The organism is Frigoribacterium sp. PhB24 (assembly GCF_003755185.1).
Lineage (GTDB): Bacteria > Actinomycetota > Actinomycetes > Actinomycetales > Microbacteriaceae > Frigoribacterium.
In genome coordinates, this window is sequence record NZ_RKIC01000009.1 from 797,944 (window position 1) to 815,336 (window position 17,393).

Below are 17,393 nucleotides of genomic sequence, written 5' to 3' on the forward strand. Positions count from 1 at the left end.
GCTCCGACGACGGAACCCCCGCGACCCTTCTGGGTCGCGGGGGTTCTGCCGTCGGTGCAGGAGGCGCGGCTCAGTACAACAGCATCGCCAGACGACGGCGGGCGGTCGCCACGCGAGGGTCGTCGACCCCGACGATCTCGAAGTACTCGAGGAGGCGCGCCCGGGCGGCGTCGCGGCCCTGCGGATCGAGTGACGGGAAGACGGTCAGCACACGGTCGAACGCGTCGTCGATGTGCCCGCCGCTGAGGTCGAGGTCGGCCACGTCGAGCTGGGCGTCGAGATCGGTGGGCGCGGCCGCGGCCGTCGCACGGACGTCGGCCAGCGACGCGCCCTGCAGCCGCTCGAGCAACGACACCTGGGCGAGCCCCGCCACGGCGAGCTGGTCGCGTGGGTCTTGGGCGATGGCGGTCTTGTAGGCCGTGATCGCCGCGGCGTAGTCGCCCCGGTCGATCGCGTCGTAGGCGTCCTGGTGGTGCGGGGGCAGCGGCTCCGGCTCGGGCTCGACGTCGTCGGTCTCGACGGCGGGGGCGCCGTCGACCACCGCCGTGCCGGTGACGCCGTTCTGAGCGGCGAGCTCGAGCACCTGCTCGAACACGTCGCGCACCTGGGCTTCGGGCAGGGCCCCGACGAAGAGCTGGACGGGACGACCGCCGATGACGGCGGCCACCGCGGGGATCGACTGGGCCTGGAAGGCCTGGGTCAGCTGCGGGTTGGCGTCGACGTCGACCTTGACGAGCAGGAGACGGCCGGCGTACTCGCCGACCAGCTTGTCGAGGACGGGCGAGAGCTGCTTGCACGGGCCACACCACTCCGCCCAGAGGTCGACGATCACCGGGACGGTGTTGCTGATCTCGAGCACCTGCGTGAAGGTCTCGTCGGTCGCGTCGAGCACGAGGCCCGGCACCGCGATCTGGCCGGCGGCCGCGGCCGGGGCGGCCCCCGCGCCTCCTGCGGTCGCGCCGTCGGCAGACGGCCCACCGGACGGGCCGGCCGGCGCGGGTGCCGGTGCGCGGTTGACCAGCGACGAGAGGTCCACGGCGCCGCGAAGGCCGGCGGGGACGGGAGGAAGGTTGGTCATGGCAGCTCCTTGGCAGAGGTGAGGGCCTGGCTGAAGCCGAGCAGGACGATGGGGTCGTCGCTGCCGACGGGCGGGACGGAGAACAGGAGCTCGACGCCGTAGGTCGCCTCGATGCCCTTCGACGACTCGTCGAGGCCCAGCAGGGTCTTGACGTTCCCCTCGGGGTTGACCTTGGCGCCCGTGGCCGTGGGCTTCACGGTCTCGATCTCGTTCAGCGCGACCGAGACGATGGCGCCGGCGTCGTTGGTCGCGAACGCGACCGGGGTCTCGTCGTCGGCCTGCGACGTGTAGTCGATCGAGGCGGTGGTCGGCAGGGCCGCGCGCTTGGCGTCCTTGTAGGTCTTGCCGATCTTCTCGCGCAGGGTGTCGCCGTCGGTCTGGAACTGCGCCGCGTACTGGCTCTCGTCGCCGTTGCGCAAGATGTCGCCGTAGGCCTCGGCCAGCTGGTCGGGCTGCAGCTTGAGCAGCTTGACGTCGGGCGAGAGCCGGGCGGCGCCGATCGACGCGGGTGCGACCGTCAACGGGGTCTGCGTCTGCAGGCTGACCGCGTACTCGACCTTGTACGGGTCGCGTGCCGTCTCTTGTTCGAGGGTGAGGGCGACGGGTGCGACGCTCGTGTCGGCGTCCTGGACGACGACGAACGCCGATCGCGGCCACGAGTCGGCCTGTTGCGGCAGCGTGAGCGTGACGGTGCCGGTCGGGATGGCCAGGGGTGCCGCGGCTGCGGCGTCCTTGGAACGGATCGTGTAGTTGGCCTGACGCTGTTCGAGGGCCGGGCCCGTGAAGCGGGTGGCGGCGAGGTCGGCGTTCAGCGAGGCGTCGGCCTCCGTCGCCGTCGCCGAGATGCGCTCGACGATGCGTTTCGCCTGGGCCACGCTGATCACGGGGGGCTGCAAGGCGTTGCCCTGGTCGCCCGTCCCCGTGCCGTCGGTCGAGGTGGGCGTCGGGGTCGGGGTCGACGAGTCGGAACCCGCAGCCGGCGCCTGCTGCGGCCAGTAGTCGGCGGTGCACGCCGACAGGGCGAGCGACGAGACCAGCACGATCGGCGCCACGGCGACGAACCGACGGATGCCGCGGGCACGACCCCGGCCGGGTGCCGGCGTCTCGGTGCCCCCGGCGTCGAGCGCCCTGATGGCCTTGCGGCCGGCCCGACGCGACAGTCGGGGTCGCTTCCCGTCGCCCGAGCGCCGACGCGGGCCGCGCGTGCGACGGTGGTGCAGGATCGCCCAGACGTACAAGCCGATGCCCACCAACAGGACCACGAGCCCGCCGACGATCAGCGGACCGGCCAGGGGCGTCGCGGTCGAGAGCGGCCAGGTGATGCGGAGGTCTGCCGGGGCGGGCTGCGTGCCGTCCGAGACGATCACGAGCGAGACGTCGTCGGGCGCGTCGAGCGAGAACGTGAGGTCGGCGCCGGTGAACTGGTCGAACCAGAGGTCGGAGTCGGTCGGGTCGGGCACCTCGGCGGTGTCACCGGCGACCGTGCGGCTGACGAGCTCGCCGGCGGCCTGGTCGTACTCGACCTCGTTGTAGCTGGCGTCGCCCACCCAACCGAGCACGTCGGACGTACGACCGTAGGCGGCGAAAGCGGTGTCGCCGCCCGACACCGACACCGTCTGACGCCCGTCGTGGCCGTGCAACGCCGAAGCGGGGACCACCGTGACGGTCGCGTCGGAGTCGCTGGTGTCGACCTGGGACGACACGCTCGGCGGTGGTGCGAAGACGGTGCGTTGGGCGAAGCCCAACGCCACCATCACCGCCGCCAGGACGACGACGACGACTGCGACGATGAAACGCACGTTTCTCTCCCTCCGAGCCACCATCCCGGTCGGGGCGCCAGGAACCGTCGTGGTCGACGACGGGCCTCGCACGAGCCTGGCCAGGGGGCCGGGCGCGGCAGCAGAATTTAAGACGGCTCAGCGTATCCGACGAGGCTGAGAGGCACCTAACCCGTGGATCGGCGTCCGCCGAGGAGCTCCCACTAGCATCGTGACGCGGACCGCGCTCCCCTGGTCCGACCCCTGCACCGAAGGAGACACCGTGGCCGCTGACGAAGCCGATTTCGGCATTGAACTCCGGGGCTACCGCAAGGACGAGGTCGATCGTGTCCTGGGCGACCTACGGCGCGAGCTCATCAAGGCCAACGCCGACCGGGCCGACCGGGCGAGCGAGGTCGCGTTCCTGCAGCAGCGCGTCGACGAGATCCGCGCCGAGCTCGAGGAGGCCGGCACCCCCACCTACTCGGGCCTCGGCAGCAAGCTCGAGCAGACCCTCCGCCTGGCCGAGCAGCAGTCCACCCTGTTGATCAGCCAGGCCGACATCGACGCCGAGGCCCTGCGCTCGTCGTCCACGGCCGAGGCGAAGCGCCTGGTCGACGACGCCACCGAACGGGCCACGGCCCTCCTCGACGACGCCCGGGGCCGTGCCGCGGCCCAGGTGGCCGAGTCCACCGCCGACGCCGACCGTCTGGTCGCGCGCGCCAAGGCCGAGGCGCGCGACCTCGTGCAAGAGGCCCAGCGCGACGCCATCTCCATCCGCGGTTCGGCGGCCACCGAGGCCGCCCAGAACGTCTCGACGGCGCGACGCGAGGCCGCTGCGCTCCGGGCCGAGGTCGAGCACGAGGTCGCCGAGCAGCGGGCCTCCGTCGCCCGCGACCTCGCCGAGGCCCGCGACGAGGCCGAGACCCTGACCGCCGACACGCGCGAGGCCCGTGCCGTCTTCGAGAGCGACTTCGAACGCCAGCGCGCCGACCTCGACCGCGAAGGCGTCACGGTCCGCGCCGAACTCGCCCGGCTCGACCAGACCACCCGTGCCGACCTCGACGCCGAGATCGGCGCACGCCGCGCCGAACTCGACCGCGAGATCACGACCGCCCGCGCCGAGCTGGCCGACGACGTCGCGGCCCAGCGCGCCGAGCTGGAGCGCGACGTCGCCGCGGCCCGTGCCGAACTCGCCCACGAGGTCGCCGAGACCAGGGCACTCCTCGCCCGAGACGTCGACGCCACCCGGGCCGACCTCACCGACGAGGTCGAGTCCACCCGGGTCGAGCTCGAGCGCGAGATCGCCACCGGGCGCGATCGCCTTGCGGCCGAGATCGCCCAGGCTCGTTCCGAGCTCGAGAAAGAGGTCGACGACGCCCGCACCGAACTCGACCGCGAGACACGACGCCGCCGCGACGAGCTCGACCTCGCCGAGACCACGTCGCGCGAACGCATCGAGCGTGTCACCGTCGAGACCGACGAGCGCCTCACCCGCGAGAGCGAGGCGCAGGCCGACCGTCTCGCCCGCGAGGACACCGACCGACGGGCCGAACTCGCGACCGAACTCGAGCAGGTACGAGCCGAACTCGCCGCCGAGACCGCCGAGGCCCGCGCCGCCCTGGCGGACGAGACCGAGGCCCAGCGTTCGCGGCTCGCCGCGGACGACGCCCGGGTCCGTGCCGGGCTCGAGGCCGACCGCGAGCGAGCCACCGCCGACCTGCGCCGCGACGTCGACCAGGGGCGGGCCGACCTCGAGGTCGAGCTGCTCGCCCGACGCGACGAGGCCGAGGTCGAGCTCACGCAGCGACACCAGCAGGCCGTCGCCGAGACCCAAGAGCTGCTCGACGCCGCGGCCGAGCAGCTCGCCGAGGCCACCCGCCGCGCCGCCGAGGTGCGGCGCGAGGCCGACGAGCTCGAGCGGAGCGCGACCGAGTACGCCCGCACGACCCGGGCGGACGCCGACGAGACGGCCCACGACGTTCTGACCAACGCCGACGAACGCTCGCGGTCGATCCTGGCGGACGCCCAGCGACGGGCCGACGACCTCGTCGGCGACGCGGAGGAGCGCCTCGCCGAGATCACACGTGAACGCGACGCCGTCGCCGACTACTTCGAGAACCTGCGTGGCATGATCGGACAAGTCGGCGGCGGTACGTCAGAGTAGGGCGACAGGCCGTGTCGGGCAGTCGGTGCCGCCGTGGCCTCGACCGGCCCGCGCCGTCGACAGGAGCCCGCCCGTGAAGATCCACAACCCGTTCCGCATCGGCCTGCTCGCGGGCCTGGGTGTGCTCGTCGCCCTCGTGATCGGTGGTGCCGTCGGCCAGCTCTCGACGATCCTGACCTACGTGGGCGCGGCCCTGTTCATCTCGCTGGGCCTCGACCCCATCGTCTCGTGGCTCGAGAAGCGCCGGGTACCCCGCGGCATCGCCATCGTGATCGTCCTCGTGGCGGTGGTCGGCGCCTTCGTGGGAGTCGTCTTCGCGATCGTGCCCGTCATCGTCCAGCAGACCACGAGCCTGATCCAGGCGCTGACCTCGTACCTGCAGAGCGTCACCACCCAGCAGTTCGTCGACAACCTGCAAGAGCTCGTCCCGCAGAACGTCTTCGACGTGCAGAACGCGCTCGACTCGATCGTCGACTTCCTGACCAACCCCGACAACGTCGTCACGATCGGTGGCGGAGTCCTCGCCGTCGGCGTGGCGATCGGCAACGGCCTCTTCGGCACGATCGTCGTGGTCATCCTGACGATCTACTTCACCTCGTCGATCAACAGCGTCAAGCGGGCGCTCTACCAGCTCGTCCCGGCCTCGAAACGGGCCCAGTTCGTCGACATCTCCGAACAGATCAGCCAGTCGGTGGGGCGCTACGTCATCGGACAGTTCACGCTGGCGGCGATCAACGGCATCCTCAGCTTCGTGTTCCTCAGCATCATCGGTGCCCAGCAGCCGGCCGTCTTCGCCTTCATCGCGTTCCTCGGCTCGATCATCCCGCTCGTCGGCACCATCAGCGGCTCGGCGGTCATCGTGCTGGCGCAGATCGCGCTGCTGCCCCAGTCACCCTCCACCTGGATCACCGCCGCCATCTACTACCTCGTCTACATGCAGGTCGAGGCCTACCTCCTGAGCCCTCGCATCATGCGTCGCGCGGTGCGCGTGCCGGGCGTGATCGTCGTCATCGCGGCCCTCGTCGGCGGCACGCTGCTGGGCGTGCTCGGTGCCCTCATCGCCATTCCGGTCGCCGCATCGGTCCTGCTGATCATCCGCGAGGTCTACGTGCCCCGGCAGAACCAACTCTGAAGCGGGCGGTCACCACCGCCGACGGCGAGACACCGCGACAGACGCGGGCCGAGGTCGGACGCCGTCAGGAGGCGCGGGGCGGCCACGTGGACGGCAACGGCAGCGCACCGGGCGCCACCCGACGGACGATCTCGGTCAACACGCGGCTGGTCTGCTTCTCTCCGACCCAGAGGTGCTTGCCCCCCTCGACGGCGACGACCTCGGCCTCGGGCACGAGGGCGAACCGTCGACGGGCCTCGTCGGGCCGCAGGTAGTCGTCGAACTCGGGAACCACGGCCACGACGGGCAGGCCGACCCCGTGCCAGGCTCCGAGCTCGGCGTCCGACGTGCGATGCAGCGGCGGGGACAGCAGGACGACGCCCGCGACCTCGACGTCGAGGCCGTGCTTGAGGGCGACCTCGGTGCCGAACGACCAGCCCACCAGCCACGGCAGGGGCAGACCCCGCTGGCGCACGAAAGCCACGGCAGCGGCGAGGTCGGCCGCCTCGGCCACCCCCTCGCCGAACTCACCGTCGGAACGACCCCGCGGGGACGACACCCCACGGAAATTGAACCGGAGCACGGCCAGGTCGGCCAGGGCCGGCAGGCGGGCCGCCGCCTTGCGGATGACGTGGGAGTCCATGAACCCGCCGGCCGTGGGCAGGGGGTGCAAGGCGACGATCGTGCCGATGGGCTCACGATCGGCCGGCAGGCTCAGCTCGCCCACCAGCGTCAGTCCGTCACCAGTGTGGAGTTCGACGTCCTCGCGGCGAGCGGGCAGCAGGACTCCCCCGCGGATGTCGGCGGCATCGGTGTCGGCGTCGATGTCGGGAGTGGTCACGAGATCCTCCAGCAGTGGGTGTGCCAGTGTCGGCGGGCCGCCAGGTCGTCCTCGGCGCCGAAGAGCCCGTCCGCCCGCCACGCCACGACGTGGGGCGTCGCCGGGACGATGCCCAACGAGCAGCCGGGGCAGACGTATTCTTTGACGGCGGACGACGCCGACACCGACTGCACGTTGAACGAACGCCCGTGTTTGGTCTCGACGGTCAGGCCACCGAAGGACGCCCGGGTGACGTCGTACGCCTCGTCGGCCTCACGCCGGTCGCGCGAGCGACGGGATCGGTTGCTGCGGGGCATGACGACCAGCGTAGCAACGGCCCCCGTGGACGAGGGCCGTGCGACTACTCAATACCAGTTCTTGGCGACGGAGTGGGCCCAGGCTCCGCACGGCGTGCCGTAGCGTCCACCGATGTAGTTGAGGCCCCATGTGATCTGCGTCGCGGGGTTGGTCTGCCAATCCGCACCGACCGAACCCATCTTGCTGCCGGGCAGAGCCTGAGGGATGCCGTAGGCCCCGCTCGAGCGGTTCGACGCGTAGACGTTCCACCCGGACTCTTTCTGCCACAGCGACACGAGGCAGTCGTACTGATCGGAACCCCAACCGCGTGCGGTGACCAGTTCGGCGGCGACGGCCTTGGCGCTGCCCGGGTCGGGCGTACCCGCCACCGGAGCGACGGAGGACTTCTTGGCGGAACCGGAGGTCGCACCCGAGGGGGCGTCGGGCTTCTCGGTCTCGGCCACCACGACGGGCGGGGGCGGCGGCGGGACGTATTCGGTGACGCCGTAGGCGTCTCGATCGGCGACCGTCACCGCGGCATCGGCGACGGTGAGGGTCTGGCCGGGCGCCGTCAGCACCGAGGCGGCACCCGGGACGGTCGTCGCGGCCTCGGCCCCGGCCAGCGGGTTGACGAGGGAGGCCGACACGAAGGCGAAGGACGCGCAGAACCCGATGAGGGGCAGGACGACGCGTCGCGGGACACCGGGCCGACGAGCGGCCGGGGCGGTGGCACGGCCGGGCCCGGTGAAGGCGAGGGAACCGGCTGACGGACGGCGGACGACGCTCTGTGACGCCGGGACGCGGACGCGTCGACGGGTCGAAGATCGTTCGACTGCGGCCGGATGCTCTCGTCGAGAGGGTCCGGGGGTCGGATTCGCTGCGTGCCTGCCCATGAGTCCGTCCAGGGTAACCGATGGCGCACTGGAGGGCCAGAGACGGCGGTCAGCGTGTCGGGGTGTGATCTCGCCGCCCGGGCCGGAACCCGGGGTGATCGTCAGCGCACCGCGAGCATGACGTCGACCACCGTGTCGAGCAGGAGGTCGACCTGACTCTCGCGATAGCCCCCGCGCTTCGCCCGGAAGACCGAGGCACGTACGTCGTCGATGCTGAGGGGCCGCCCATCGGTGAAGTAGCCGTGGAGGCGGCGGGTCAGGCGGTCGACGTCTCGCGGGTGGTAGCCCGACGTCAGGATGCCGACACGGTCGAACCGATGGCCCTGCGGTCGCTCGAGCCGGGCAACGATGTCTTCGGCCCCGGAGCGCGCGGACGAGAACCAGGTGGACTCCGCACCGGACGAGACGGCGCGTTCACGCTCGCGACTGGCGAAGGCGTCCTCGAGACGTTCGAGCGCGGCGTCGACGTGCGCCGTTGAGTAGCCGTTCTTCGTCAGCCCGAAGGCCGTGCGTCGGATGCGTGCCGAGTCGATGCCGAGGCTCGCGTCGCCGGCGTAGGCCTTGCGGGCCTCGGTCAGGAACGCGTCGACCTCGTCGACGACGTAGCCCCGCTTGCCTTGGGGGACGGTCGGAAATGTGCTGCTCACGGCGACCATCATGCCGCATCGCCACATGACCACCCGCTGGACGCGCGGCCCGTCGGCGTCGGCCGACCGCGGTCAGGCGAAGAGGAGGTAGAGGCCGTACGCCGCCGCGGCGGACGGCAGCGTGCTGTCGAGCCGGTCGAGGAATCCACCGTGACCCGGCAGCCAGGTGCTGATGTCCTTGATACCGAGATCGCGTTTGATGAGTGATTCGGACAGGTCGCCGATGGTGGCCGTGACGATGATCACGCCTCCGAACACGAAGCCGAACCACCACGGTTCGTCGAGCAGGAACACCGAGAGCAGGACGGCCGCGATCAGGCTGGCGGCCACCGAGCCGGCGAAGCCCTCCCAGGTCTTCTTCGGGCTGATGCGCGGCGCCATCGGATGCTTGCCGAAGTTGAGCCCCGTCGCGTAGGCGCCGGTGTCGACGGCGATCACGACGATGAGCGCCGACAGCGTCCACCACTGACCGTCGGGCCGGGCTGCCATGAGAACCATGAAGCTGCCGAGGAACGAACAGTAGATCTGGACGAAGGCCCCGGCCCCCAGGTCACGACCAAGCGAGGAGGCGCCACCCCGATGCGAAGGACGCGCCAACTCGACGAGGCGCCACAGCGACACGAAGACGATGCCACCGACGAGGGCGGCCCATTGTCCGCCCGCGCCGCCGTAGAAGGCGGCGGGGACGACCGCCACGCCCGCGAGGACGCTCGGCAGCCGAGGCACGTCGCGGCCCGCGAAACGAAGGGCACTGGCGAGCTCGAAGCACAGCGAGCCGATCAGAGCCGCCGCGACGATCATGAAGAACGCCTTGACGAAGATCAGGCTGAGCAGGACCGCGGCACCCAGCAGCACGCCCACGGCGATGGCCGCGGGCAGGTTGCGACCGGTGCGTGCCGTCAGCTTCTCGTTGCGGGAGTCGAGGCGTGCCTTGCCCGCCCGCAGCTGGTTCTCGATGTCGTGCCTCGCCGCCTGCGCGCGAGCGTCGAAGTCGGCCCGGCGACTGCCGAGAGTGCTCTTCTGAGCCGGTGACGGGTCGTCGGGGCCGGCGTCGTCGGGTCGCTGTCTCATCAGACCTCGAGCAGCTCCGCTTCTTTCTTCTTCAGCGCGTCGTCGATCGAGTCGATGTAGCCCTTGGTGATCGACTCGAGCTCTTTCTCGGCACGAGCGACCTCGTCGTCGCCGACCTCGGTCTTCTGCGCGTCCAGCGCCTCTTTCGACTTGCGTCGGACGTTGCGCACCTGCACCTTGGCGTCCTCGCCCTTGCTGCGCACGATCTTGACGAACTCTTTACGACGCTCCTGCGTCAGTTCGGGGATCGTGACGCGGACGATGGTGCCGTCGTTCGTCGGGTTTGCCCCGAGGTTCGGGAAGGTCGCGATGGCCTTCTCGATCTCTTTGAGAGCCGTCTTGTCGTAGGGGGTGACGATCATGGTGCGCGCTTCGGGCACCTGCAACGACGCGAGCTGTGCCAGCGGCGTCGGCGTGCCGTAGTAGTCGACCGGGATCTTCTGGAACAGAGCCGGGTTGATGCGGCCGGTCCGCACCGTGCCGAAGTCGTTCTTGGCGGCGTCGAGCGCCTTGTCCATCTTCTCGCGCGTCTCGGTGAGTACGTCGTTGATCGCCACTGGTGCTCCTTGTTCGGTTCGCGGTCGAGTTTAGTCGTCTAGTTGCTGACGATGGTTCCGATGCGTTCGCCGCGGATGGCCCGGGCGATGTTGCCCTCGCCTTCCATGCCGAACACGTGCATGGGCATGCCGTTGTCCATGCAGAGGCTGAACGCGGTCGAGTCGACGACCTTGAGCCCCTGCATCAGCGCCTCTTGGTAGGTGAGTCGGTCGAGCTTGACCGCCGTCGGGTCGTGGCGCGGGTCGGCCGAGTAGACGCCGTCGACGCCGTTCTTGGCGACGAGGACCTCGGTGGCACCGATCTCGAGCGCCCGCTGGGCAGAGACGGTGTCGGTCGAGAAGTACGGCAGCCCGGCGCCGGCTCCGAAGATGACGACGCGGCCCTTCTCGAGGTGTCGCTCGGCACGACGCGGGATGTAGGGCTCGGCGACCTGGGTCATGGCGATGGCCGACTGGACACGGGTCGCGGCACCGGCCTGCTCGAGGAAGTCCTGGAGGGCGAGGGCGTTCATGACGGTGCCCAGCATGCCCATGTAGTCGGCGCGACCGCGGTCCATGCCGCGCTGGCTCAACTCGGCCCCGCGGAAGAAGTTGCCGCCGCCGACCACGATCGCGATCTCGACGTCGGTCGCCGCGTCGGCGATCTCTCGGGCGATGGCGCCGACCACGTCGGGGTTGACGCCGAGCTGACCGCCGCCGAAAGCCTCGCCCGAGAGCTTCAACAGGACGCGCCGGCGTCCGGTGGTTTGCGATGTCATGCGAGTCTCCGTCTCGTCGTGGCCGTAGCCAGGTTAGCGAGTTCGGGCTGGTCGCCGCCCGTCGCCGATGGTGCGCCCGGCGTCGTCCCCACGGCCGGGCATGGGAACGGGGCCCGAGACGCGTTCGTCTCGGACCCCGTCACGGTGCTGCCTAGGCGCCGACCTTGATGCGGGCGAAGCCCGTGATCGAGAGTCCGGCCTCGTCGACGACCTTCGCGACCGACAACTTGTTGTCCTTCGCGTAGGCCTGGTCGAGCAGGGCGATCTCTTTGAAGAACCCGGTGAGGCGACCTTCGATGATCTTGGGCAGGGCCGCTTCGGGCTTGCCCTCGTTCTTCGCGGTCTCTTCGACGATCGCGCGCTCCTTGTCGACCTGCTCGCTCGGCACGTCGTCGCGCGACAGGTACGTCGGCGCGGCGAACGCGATGTGCTGAGCGATCGACCGAGCGGTCTCGGCGTCGTCACCGGTGTAGCCCACGACCACACCGACCTGCGGGGGCAGGTCCTTCGAGGTCTTGTGCAGGTAGATGGCGAACTGCTCGCCCTCGATGCGGCTGACGGTGCGCAGTTCGACCTTCTCGCCCATGAGCGCGGCCTCGTCGTTGACGAAGGCCTCGACGGTCTGACCACCGATCGCGGAGGAGTTGCCCTCGGCGGCGCTGGAGGCGGCGGCCGCGTGCACGGCCTCGAGGACCTGGTCGGCCAGGGCGACGAACTTCTCGTTCTTCGCGACGAAATCGGTCTCGCTGGCGAGCTCGATCAGCGTGGCGTAGCCCGAGCCGGGCTTCGCGGCGACGAGACCGGCGGTGGTCTGACGGCCCTCGCGCTTGGCGACGCCCTTCAGTCCCTTGACGCGCAGGATCTCGACGGCCTTCTCGATGTCGCCGTCGGCTTCTTCGAGGGCGTTCTTGCTGTCGACCATGCCCGCGCCGAGGCGGTCACGGAGGATCTTGACGTCAGCGATGGTGTAGTTGGCCATGTGTCTGACTTCCTTTCGTGGAGTCGGAAGGGTGAGGAAGAGGACTACTTCGAGTCGGCGTCGGCCGGCTCGGCCGCAGTGGCCTCGGCGACGGGCTCGACGACCGGCTCGCCCAGGGGCTTCGCGGCCACCTGCGCGTCGGCGTCGTTCTCCTCGACAGGTGCCTCGGCGACGGGAGCCTCGGCAGCAGGCGCCTCGGTCGCGGCGTCGGCCGCCTTGGCCTCGCCCTGTGCCAGCAGCTCGGCCTCCCATTCGGCCATGGGCTCGACGGGCTGGTCGGCGTCCTCGGGCTTCTGGTGACGCTGCACCAGGCCCTCGGCGGCGGCGTCGGCGACGATGCGCGTCAGCAGGCCGACGGAACGGATGGCGTCGTCGTTGCCCGGGATCGGGAAGTTGATCTCGTCGGGGTCGCAGTTGGTGTCGAGGATGCCGATGACCGGGATGCCCAGCTTCTTGGCCTCGTCGATCGCGAGGTGCTCTTTCTTGGTGTCGACGACCCAGAGAGCGGACGGCGTCTTGGTGAGGTTGCGGATTCCGCCGAGCGTCTTGTGCAGCTTGTCGAGCTCGCGCTTCTTGATCAGCAGTTCTTTCTTGGTGAAGCCCTGCGTCGTGTCGTCGAAGTCGATGTCCTCGAGCTCTTTCATGCGGGCGAGGCGCTTCGAGACCGTCTGGAAGTTGGTCAGGAGGCCACCGAGCCAGCGCTGGTTGACGAAGGGCTGACCGACGCGGTTGGCCTGCTCGGCGATGGAACCCTGCGCCTGCTTCTTGGTGCCGACGAAGAGGATGGTGCCGCCGTGGGCGACCGTCTCTTTGACGAAGTCGTAGGCCTTGTCGATGTAGCCCAGCGACTGCTGCAGGTCGATGATGTGGATGCCCGAGCGCTCGGCGAGGATGAAGCGCTTCACCTTCGGGTTCCAGCGACGGGTCTGGTGTCCGAAGTGGACGCCGCTGTCGAGCAGCTGGCGGATGGTGACGACGGCCATGGTCGTTCTCCTTGGTTCTGGGCGCACCCGCGGGTGCGCCTGCTTGTCGGTTGTCGGGCGACCGGTCGGTCGCCACTGCCTGGCGCCCGGGCACACGTCCGCCGAGCACACCGTGAGGCGCGTTCGGACCGAGTGGACATGGAGGCCGGATACGGCGCGAGGCGAGCGGGTCGCCTCGGCGTCGGTGCGTCCGAGGACGCACAGGGCACGCGAAGTCAGCCTGCCGAGCAGACTGCATCGCTCATGTTAGCACCACCGACGGGCACCAGGAGGCGGTGGTCACCGCACGAGGACGGCGACCACCGCGCACCCGCACGTCGACTACGAGCGGCGCCGACCGAGGCCGAGGAGACCGCGCTTGGGGGCCCGCGCCTCCTCGAGTCCGTAGTGGTCGCCGAAGTCGTCACGCAGCTGCATGCGCTGGGCGCGCAGGAACCGTCGGTGCTCGGCGTCGAAGGCGCGGAAGGTCGCGACGCAGATGCCGATCATGACGACGCTGAACGGCAGGGCCGTGATGATCGCGGCCGTCTTGAGGGCGTCGAGCCCGCCGGTGACCAGCAGGGCGATGGCGACGAGGGCCGTGACCACGGCCCAGAAGATGCGAACCCAGGTCTTCGGCTCGGTGTCGCCGCCGGTCGAGATCATGCCCAGGACCAGCGAGCCCGAGTCGGAGGACGTGATGAAGAACAGTCCGATCAGCAGGATGGCGCCGAAGACGGCGATCGATCCGCCGGGCAGCCCCTGGAGCATCTCGAACAACGCGCCCTCGGTGTCGACCGAGCCGTCGGCGCCCACCAGGCCACCGCCCCCGAAGACCTCGCGGTAGAGCGCGGCGCCGCCCATGACGCTGAACCAGAGGAAGGTCAGCAGGGTGGGCACCACCAGCACGCCGACGACGAACTCGCGGACGGTCCGGCCCTTCGAGATGCGCGCGATGAAGATGCCGACGAAAGGCGCCCACGACATCCACCACCCCCAGTAGAAGGTCGTCCAGGCACCCTGCCAGGCCTCGCCCTCGGCCCCCGAGAAGGCGCTGACCGTGAAGGTCAGGCCCACGACGTTCTGCAGGTAGTTGCCGAGCGACTGGACGAAGTCACGGAGCAGGAACAGCGACGGGCCGCTGACCAGCACGAAGACGAGCAGGAGGGCGGCCAGCACGATGTTGATGTTCGAGAGCCACTTCATGCCCTTGGTGACGCCGCTGACCAGGGAGAAGATCGTGACGCCCGTGATGGCCGCGATGAGGATGACCTGGATCACCAGGGTCGGTTCGGCGATGCCGGCGGCCGACAGCCCGGCCGAGATCTGCAGCACGCCGAGACCGAGCGACGTCGCGACGCCGAACAGCGTGCCGACGACCGAGACCACGTCGATGACGTTGCCCCACAGGCCGTGGATTCGCGTACCCAGCAGGGGTTCGAGGGCGTACCGGATCGACACCGGGCGGCCACGGCGGTGGATCGCGTAGGCCATCCCGAGCCCGACCACGATGTAGATCGCCCACGCGTGGACGCCCCAGTGCAGGTACGTCTGGCTCAGGGCCTGGCCGGCGAGCTGGTTGTCGTCGCCGGTCACCCCGGGGCGTGGGCTCGCGTAGTGGCTGAGCGGTTCGGCGACACCGTAGAACACCAGGCCGATGCCCATGCCCGCGGCGAAGAGCATGGACAGCCACGACAGGCGCGAGAACTCGGGCTCGTCGTCGTCCTTGCCGAGCTTGATGTCGCCGTAGCGGCTGACGCCCATCCACAGGGCGAAGACCACGAAGACGGCCGCGAGCAGCACGTAGTACCAGCCGAACGCGCCCACGATGCCGCTCTGGACCGAGCCGAACAGGCCCTCGGCCACGGTCGGGAAGGCCATGGCGAAAACCACGAAGCCCAGGATGACGGCCGCTGCGGGCCAGAAGACCCACGGGGCGAAGGCCCTCTTGCGGGTCGTGACCGGCGCCTCCTGGCTGTGGTCGCGGGCGGCGCTCGTCGCGTCGCCGGGTGTCTCGTCGGCGGGCACGACCTGCGTCGAGTCGTCGGCGTGGCTCATCGGAAATCCTCTCAGAATGCGAACGTCCCGCCCAGGATCTGGACGGGACGTTCATCGATCATGCCAGGGTCAGGCCTTCGCAGCCCGCCCCGCGTCGGCCTGGACGGCCGAGGTGCCCATCTCTTCGAGCGAGCGCCCCTTGGTCTCGGGGATCTTCGCGAGGACGAAGAAGAACGAGACGAGCGCGAAGAACGCGAAGATGCCGTACGACAGCGTGAGGCTGAGTGCCGCCAGGGTCGGGAACGACACCGTCACGATGAAGTTGGCGATCCAGTTGGCCATGCTGCCCACGCCGAGGGCCGTTGCACGGATGCTGTTCGGGAACATCTCGCCGAGCAGCACCCACATGAGCGGGCCCCACGTCGCACCGAACGACACGACGAAGAGATTGGCCGCGACCAGGGCCACCGGGCCCCAGGCACCGGGCAGCGACGGGTCGCCGCTGGCCGAGGTGGTGGCCTGGCTGAAGGCCAGGGCGGTCACCGCGAGGCTCACGAACATGCCGATCGAGCCGGTCAACAGCATCGGCCGACGACCGACCTTGTCGACCAGGCCGATGGCGATGAAGGTCACCGCCACGTTGACCACGGCGGTGATCGTCGAGATGAGGAACGAGTCCTCTTCTTGGAAGCCGACGGCCTGCCAGAGGGTGGTGGAGTAGTAGAAGATCACGTTGATGCCGACGAACTGCTGCAGCACGGCGAGGATGATCCCGACCCAGACGATGGGCTGCAGACCGAAGCGGGTGCCGCGGATGGACGACTTCTTCTCGAGCTCGGCCTCGGTGCGGATCGAGTCGGTGATCTCTTTCAGGCTCGTCTCGACCGTCTCGGCCGGCACGATGGACTGGAGCACCTTCTTGGCCTCGTCCTCGCGCCCGTCACCGGCGAGGTACCGCGGCGACTCGGGCAGGCGCCAGGCCAGGATGCCGTAGACGACCGACGGGACGATGCCGACGAGGAACATCCAGCGCCAGGCGGCGAGACCGAAGAGCGACGGCTCGGAGGCGCCGCCCGCCGTGACCGCGAAGAGCTGGTCCGACAGCAGGGCGGCGAAGATGCCGAGCGTGATGGCGAGCTGCTGGAACGACGCCAGACGACCACGGATGGCCTTGGGCGAGACCTCGCTGATGTAGGCGGGGGCGATGACCGACGCGATGCCGATTCCCAGGCCGCCGATGACGCGCCAGAGGACGAGGTCCCAGACGGCGAATGCCGCCGCGGCCCCGATCGAGCTGATCAGGAACAGTCCGGCACCGATCAGCATGACCTTGATGCGGCCCATCTTGTCGGCGAGGCGACCGGCGACGTAGGCACCGATGGCACAGCCGATCAAGGCCGACGCGACCGCGAAGCCCGAGGCGAACTCGGTGAGGCCGAACTCGTCGGTGATCGACTGGACGGCGCCGTTGATGACGGACGAGTCGAAACCGAACAGGAATCCGCCGATGGCCGCCGCCACGGCGAGCGCGGTCACCCGCCTGTTCAAACTCTTCGTCGTTGCAGTGGTGTTCGACACCTGTACTCCTTCACGGCTCGAGGAGCAGGGCTCGTGGCCACGACTCCCCCACAAACGGTGTGCACGGGGTGTTCATGCACGGGTGAACCTTACGCCTCGCCGTGAAAGCTTGCGCAACCGGCAAGGTGCCGGTATGAGTCACCTCCCTCCGCTGTCGCCGCGCCGCAGCGCCGCGGTCGTCGCGTCGGTCCTGGTCGCCGTCCTCGCCGGGTCGCTCCCGACCGGCCCCGCGAGCGCGACCCCTGGGGCCTCGGATGCCGAAGGCGCGGTGTGGGCCTGGCCCGTCGCCTCGCCCCATCCGGTGGTCCGGCCCTTCGTCGGGCCGCCGAACCCCTGGTCGCCGGGACACCGCGGCATCGACATCGGGACGACCGAGGGCTCGGTCGTGACCGCCCCGGACGACGGGGTGGTGCACTTCGCCGGGGTCGTCGTCGATCGGCCGGTGCTGTCGATCGCTCACTCGGGAGGGGTGCTGAGCAGCTTCGAGCCCGTGGTGGCCGACGTCTCGACGGGCGACGCCGTCACGCGCGGGCAGACCGTCGGCGTGCTCGACGCGGGGCACTGTGCCGACCGACCGTGCCTGCACCTGGGAGCTCGTGTCGACGGCGAGTACGTCTCTCCGCTGGTGTTCCTGGGCGGGATCGAGCCGTCTGTCCTGCTGCCGACGCGGCCCCGGTGAGCACCGGGCCGGGCGTGGGCGGGCCGGGCCGACCCCCGTGC

16 protein-coding genes are annotated in these 17,393 nt (G+C 70.0%); 3 read left to right on the forward strand and 13 right to left on the reverse strand.

Annotated features, from left to right (window positions below; all coding sequences use genetic code 11):
• Positions 1–70: 70 nt before the first annotated feature.
• Both EDF50_RS04245 and EDF50_RS04250 read right to left on the reverse strand, forming a co-directional pair.
• Positions 71–1,078 carry a tetratricopeptide repeat protein gene (locus tag EDF50_RS04245; RefSeq protein WP_123518262.1) on the reverse strand — a complete coding sequence of 336 codons (1,008 nt, stop codon included), beginning with the start codon at positions 1,076–1,078 and terminating at the stop codon, positions 71–73.
• Positions 1,075–2,877 (reverse strand): hypothetical protein, encoded by a 1,803-nt coding sequence (locus EDF50_RS04250; RefSeq protein WP_123518263.1) that lies wholly within the window; start codon positions 2,875–2,877, stop codon positions 1,075–1,077. The genes EDF50_RS04245 and EDF50_RS04250 overlap by 4 nt, the downstream gene beginning before the upstream one ends.
• Positions 2,878–3,118: 241 nt before the next feature.
• On the opposite strand from EDF50_RS04250, the gene EDF50_RS04255 reads away from it, so the two are divergent.
• Together EDF50_RS04255 and EDF50_RS04260 are read left to right on the forward strand one after the other, a co-directional pair.
• Positions 3,119–5,002, forward strand: a complete 1,884-nt coding sequence (locus tag EDF50_RS04255) for a hypothetical protein (protein ID WP_148076751.1) — start codon at positions 3,119–3,121, stop codon at positions 5,000–5,002.
• Positions 5,003–5,075: 73 nt separating this feature from the next.
• Positions 5,076–6,134 (forward strand): AI-2E family transporter, encoded by a 1,059-nt coding sequence (locus EDF50_RS04260; protein ID WP_123518265.1) that lies wholly within the window; start codon positions 5,076–5,078, stop codon positions 6,132–6,134.
• A gap of 64 nt (positions 6,135–6,198) precedes the next feature.
• Here EDF50_RS04260 and EDF50_RS04265 read toward each other — a convergent pair whose 3' ends face one another.
• The 11 genes from EDF50_RS04265 to EDF50_RS04315 all read right to left on the reverse strand — a co-directional run bounded on the left by EDF50_RS04265 (position 6,199) and on the right by EDF50_RS04315 (position 16,673).
• Positions 6,199–6,954, reverse strand: a complete 756-nt coding sequence (locus tag EDF50_RS04265; protein WP_123518266.1) for an alpha/beta hydrolase — start codon at positions 6,952–6,954, stop codon at positions 6,199–6,201.
• Positions 6,951–7,250, reverse strand: a complete 300-nt coding sequence (locus EDF50_RS04270; protein WP_123518267.1) for a hypothetical protein — start codon at positions 7,248–7,250, stop codon at positions 6,951–6,953. The genes EDF50_RS04265 and EDF50_RS04270 overlap by 4 nt, the downstream gene beginning before the upstream one ends.
• 48 nt (positions 7,251–7,298) lie before the next feature.
• Positions 7,299–7,877 carry a lytic transglycosylase domain-containing protein gene (locus tag EDF50_RS04275; protein ID WP_123518447.1) on the reverse strand — a complete coding sequence of 193 codons (579 nt, stop codon included), beginning with the start codon at positions 7,875–7,877 and terminating at the stop codon, positions 7,299–7,301.
• Between the two features lie 347 nt (positions 7,878–8,224).
• A complete protein-coding gene (locus EDF50_RS04280) occupies positions 8,225–8,779 on the reverse strand; it encodes a DivIVA domain-containing protein (protein WP_123518448.1) in 555 nt (184 codons plus the stop codon).
• A 63-nt stretch (positions 8,780–8,842) separates the two neighbouring features.
• Complete coding sequence (locus tag EDF50_RS04285) at positions 8,843–9,841, reverse strand: phosphatidate cytidylyltransferase (RefSeq protein ID WP_123518268.1); 999 nt, start codon at positions 9,839–9,841, stop codon at positions 8,843–8,845.
• The gene (gene frr, locus EDF50_RS04290) at positions 9,841–10,359 is read right to left on the reverse strand and encodes a ribosome recycling factor (protein WP_217270968.1); all 519 of its coding nucleotides are present in this window, start codon (positions 10,357–10,359) and stop codon (positions 9,841–9,843) included. Before frr ends, EDF50_RS04285 begins: the two co-directional genes overlap by 1 nt.
• Positions 10,360–10,436: 77 nt before the next feature.
• A complete protein-coding gene (gene pyrH, locus EDF50_RS04295) occupies positions 10,437–11,156 on the reverse strand; it encodes a UMP kinase (RefSeq protein WP_123518270.1) in 720 nt (239 codons plus the stop codon).
• 151 nt (positions 11,157–11,307) lie between these two features.
• On the reverse strand, positions 11,308–12,135 hold the full coding sequence (gene tsf / locus EDF50_RS04300) for a translation elongation factor Ts (RefSeq protein ID WP_123518271.1): 828 nt from the start codon (positions 12,133–12,135) through the stop codon (positions 11,308–11,310).
• Between the two features lie 44 nt (positions 12,136–12,179).
• Positions 12,180–13,118: a 30S ribosomal protein S2 gene (rpsB, locus tag EDF50_RS04305; protein ID WP_123518272.1), complete on the reverse strand. Its 939-nt coding sequence runs from the start codon at positions 13,116–13,118 to the stop codon at positions 12,180–12,182.
• A gap of 321 nt (positions 13,119–13,439) precedes the next feature.
• Positions 13,440–15,155 (reverse strand): BCCT family transporter, encoded by a 1,716-nt coding sequence (locus EDF50_RS04310; protein ID WP_123518273.1) that lies wholly within the window; start codon positions 15,153–15,155, stop codon positions 13,440–13,442.
• A gap of 69 nt (positions 15,156–15,224) precedes the next feature.
• Entirely contained in the window at positions 15,225–16,673 is a 1,449-nt protein-coding gene (locus tag EDF50_RS04315; protein WP_123518274.1) for a sugar porter family MFS transporter, read from the reverse strand.
• Positions 16,674–16,806: 133 nt separating this feature from the next.
• Between EDF50_RS04315 and EDF50_RS04320 the strand changes: the two genes are divergently transcribed.
• Entirely contained in the window at positions 16,807–17,352 is a 546-nt protein-coding gene (locus EDF50_RS04320) for a murein hydrolase activator EnvC (protein ID WP_123518275.1), read from the forward strand.
• The last annotated feature ends 41 nt before the right edge of the window (positions 17,353–17,393 follow it).

Coding starts and splice junctions, on each gene's coding strand:
- EDF50_RS04245 (WP_123518262.1), bottom strand. CDS start 1,078: ATGACCAACCTTCCTCCCGTCCCCGCCGGCCTTCGCGGCGCCGTGGAC.
- EDF50_RS04270 (WP_123518267.1), bottom strand. CDS start 7,250: ATGCCCCGCAGCAACCGATCCCGTCGCTCGCGCGACCGGCGTGAGGCC.
- EDF50_RS04280 (WP_123518448.1), bottom strand. CDS start 8,779: ATGGTCGCCGTGAGCAGCACATTTCCGACCGTCCCCCAAGGCAAGCGG.
- EDF50_RS04285 (WP_123518268.1), bottom strand. CDS start 9,841: ATGAGACAGCGACCCGACGACGCCGGCCCCGACGACCCGTCACCGGCT.
- frr (WP_217270968.1), bottom strand. CDS start 10,359: ATGGACAAGGCGCTCGACGCCGCCAAGAACGACTTCGGCACGGTGCGG.
- pyrH (WP_123518270.1), bottom strand. CDS start 11,156: ATGACATCGCAAACCACCGGACGCCGGCGCGTCCTGTTGAAGCTCTCG.
- tsf (WP_123518271.1), bottom strand. CDS start 12,135: ATGGCCAACTACACCATCGCTGACGTCAAGATCCTCCGTGACCGCCTC.
- rpsB (WP_123518272.1), bottom strand. CDS start 13,118: ATGGCCGTCGTCACCATCCGCCAGCTGCTCGACAGCGGCGTCCACTTC.
- EDF50_RS04310 (WP_123518273.1), bottom strand. CDS start 15,155: ATGAGCCACGCCGACGACTCGACGCAGGTCGTGCCCGCCGACGAGACA.
- EDF50_RS04320 (WP_123518275.1), top strand. CDS start 16,807: ATGAGTCACCTCCCTCCGCTGTCGCCGCGCCGCAGCGCCGCGGTCGTC.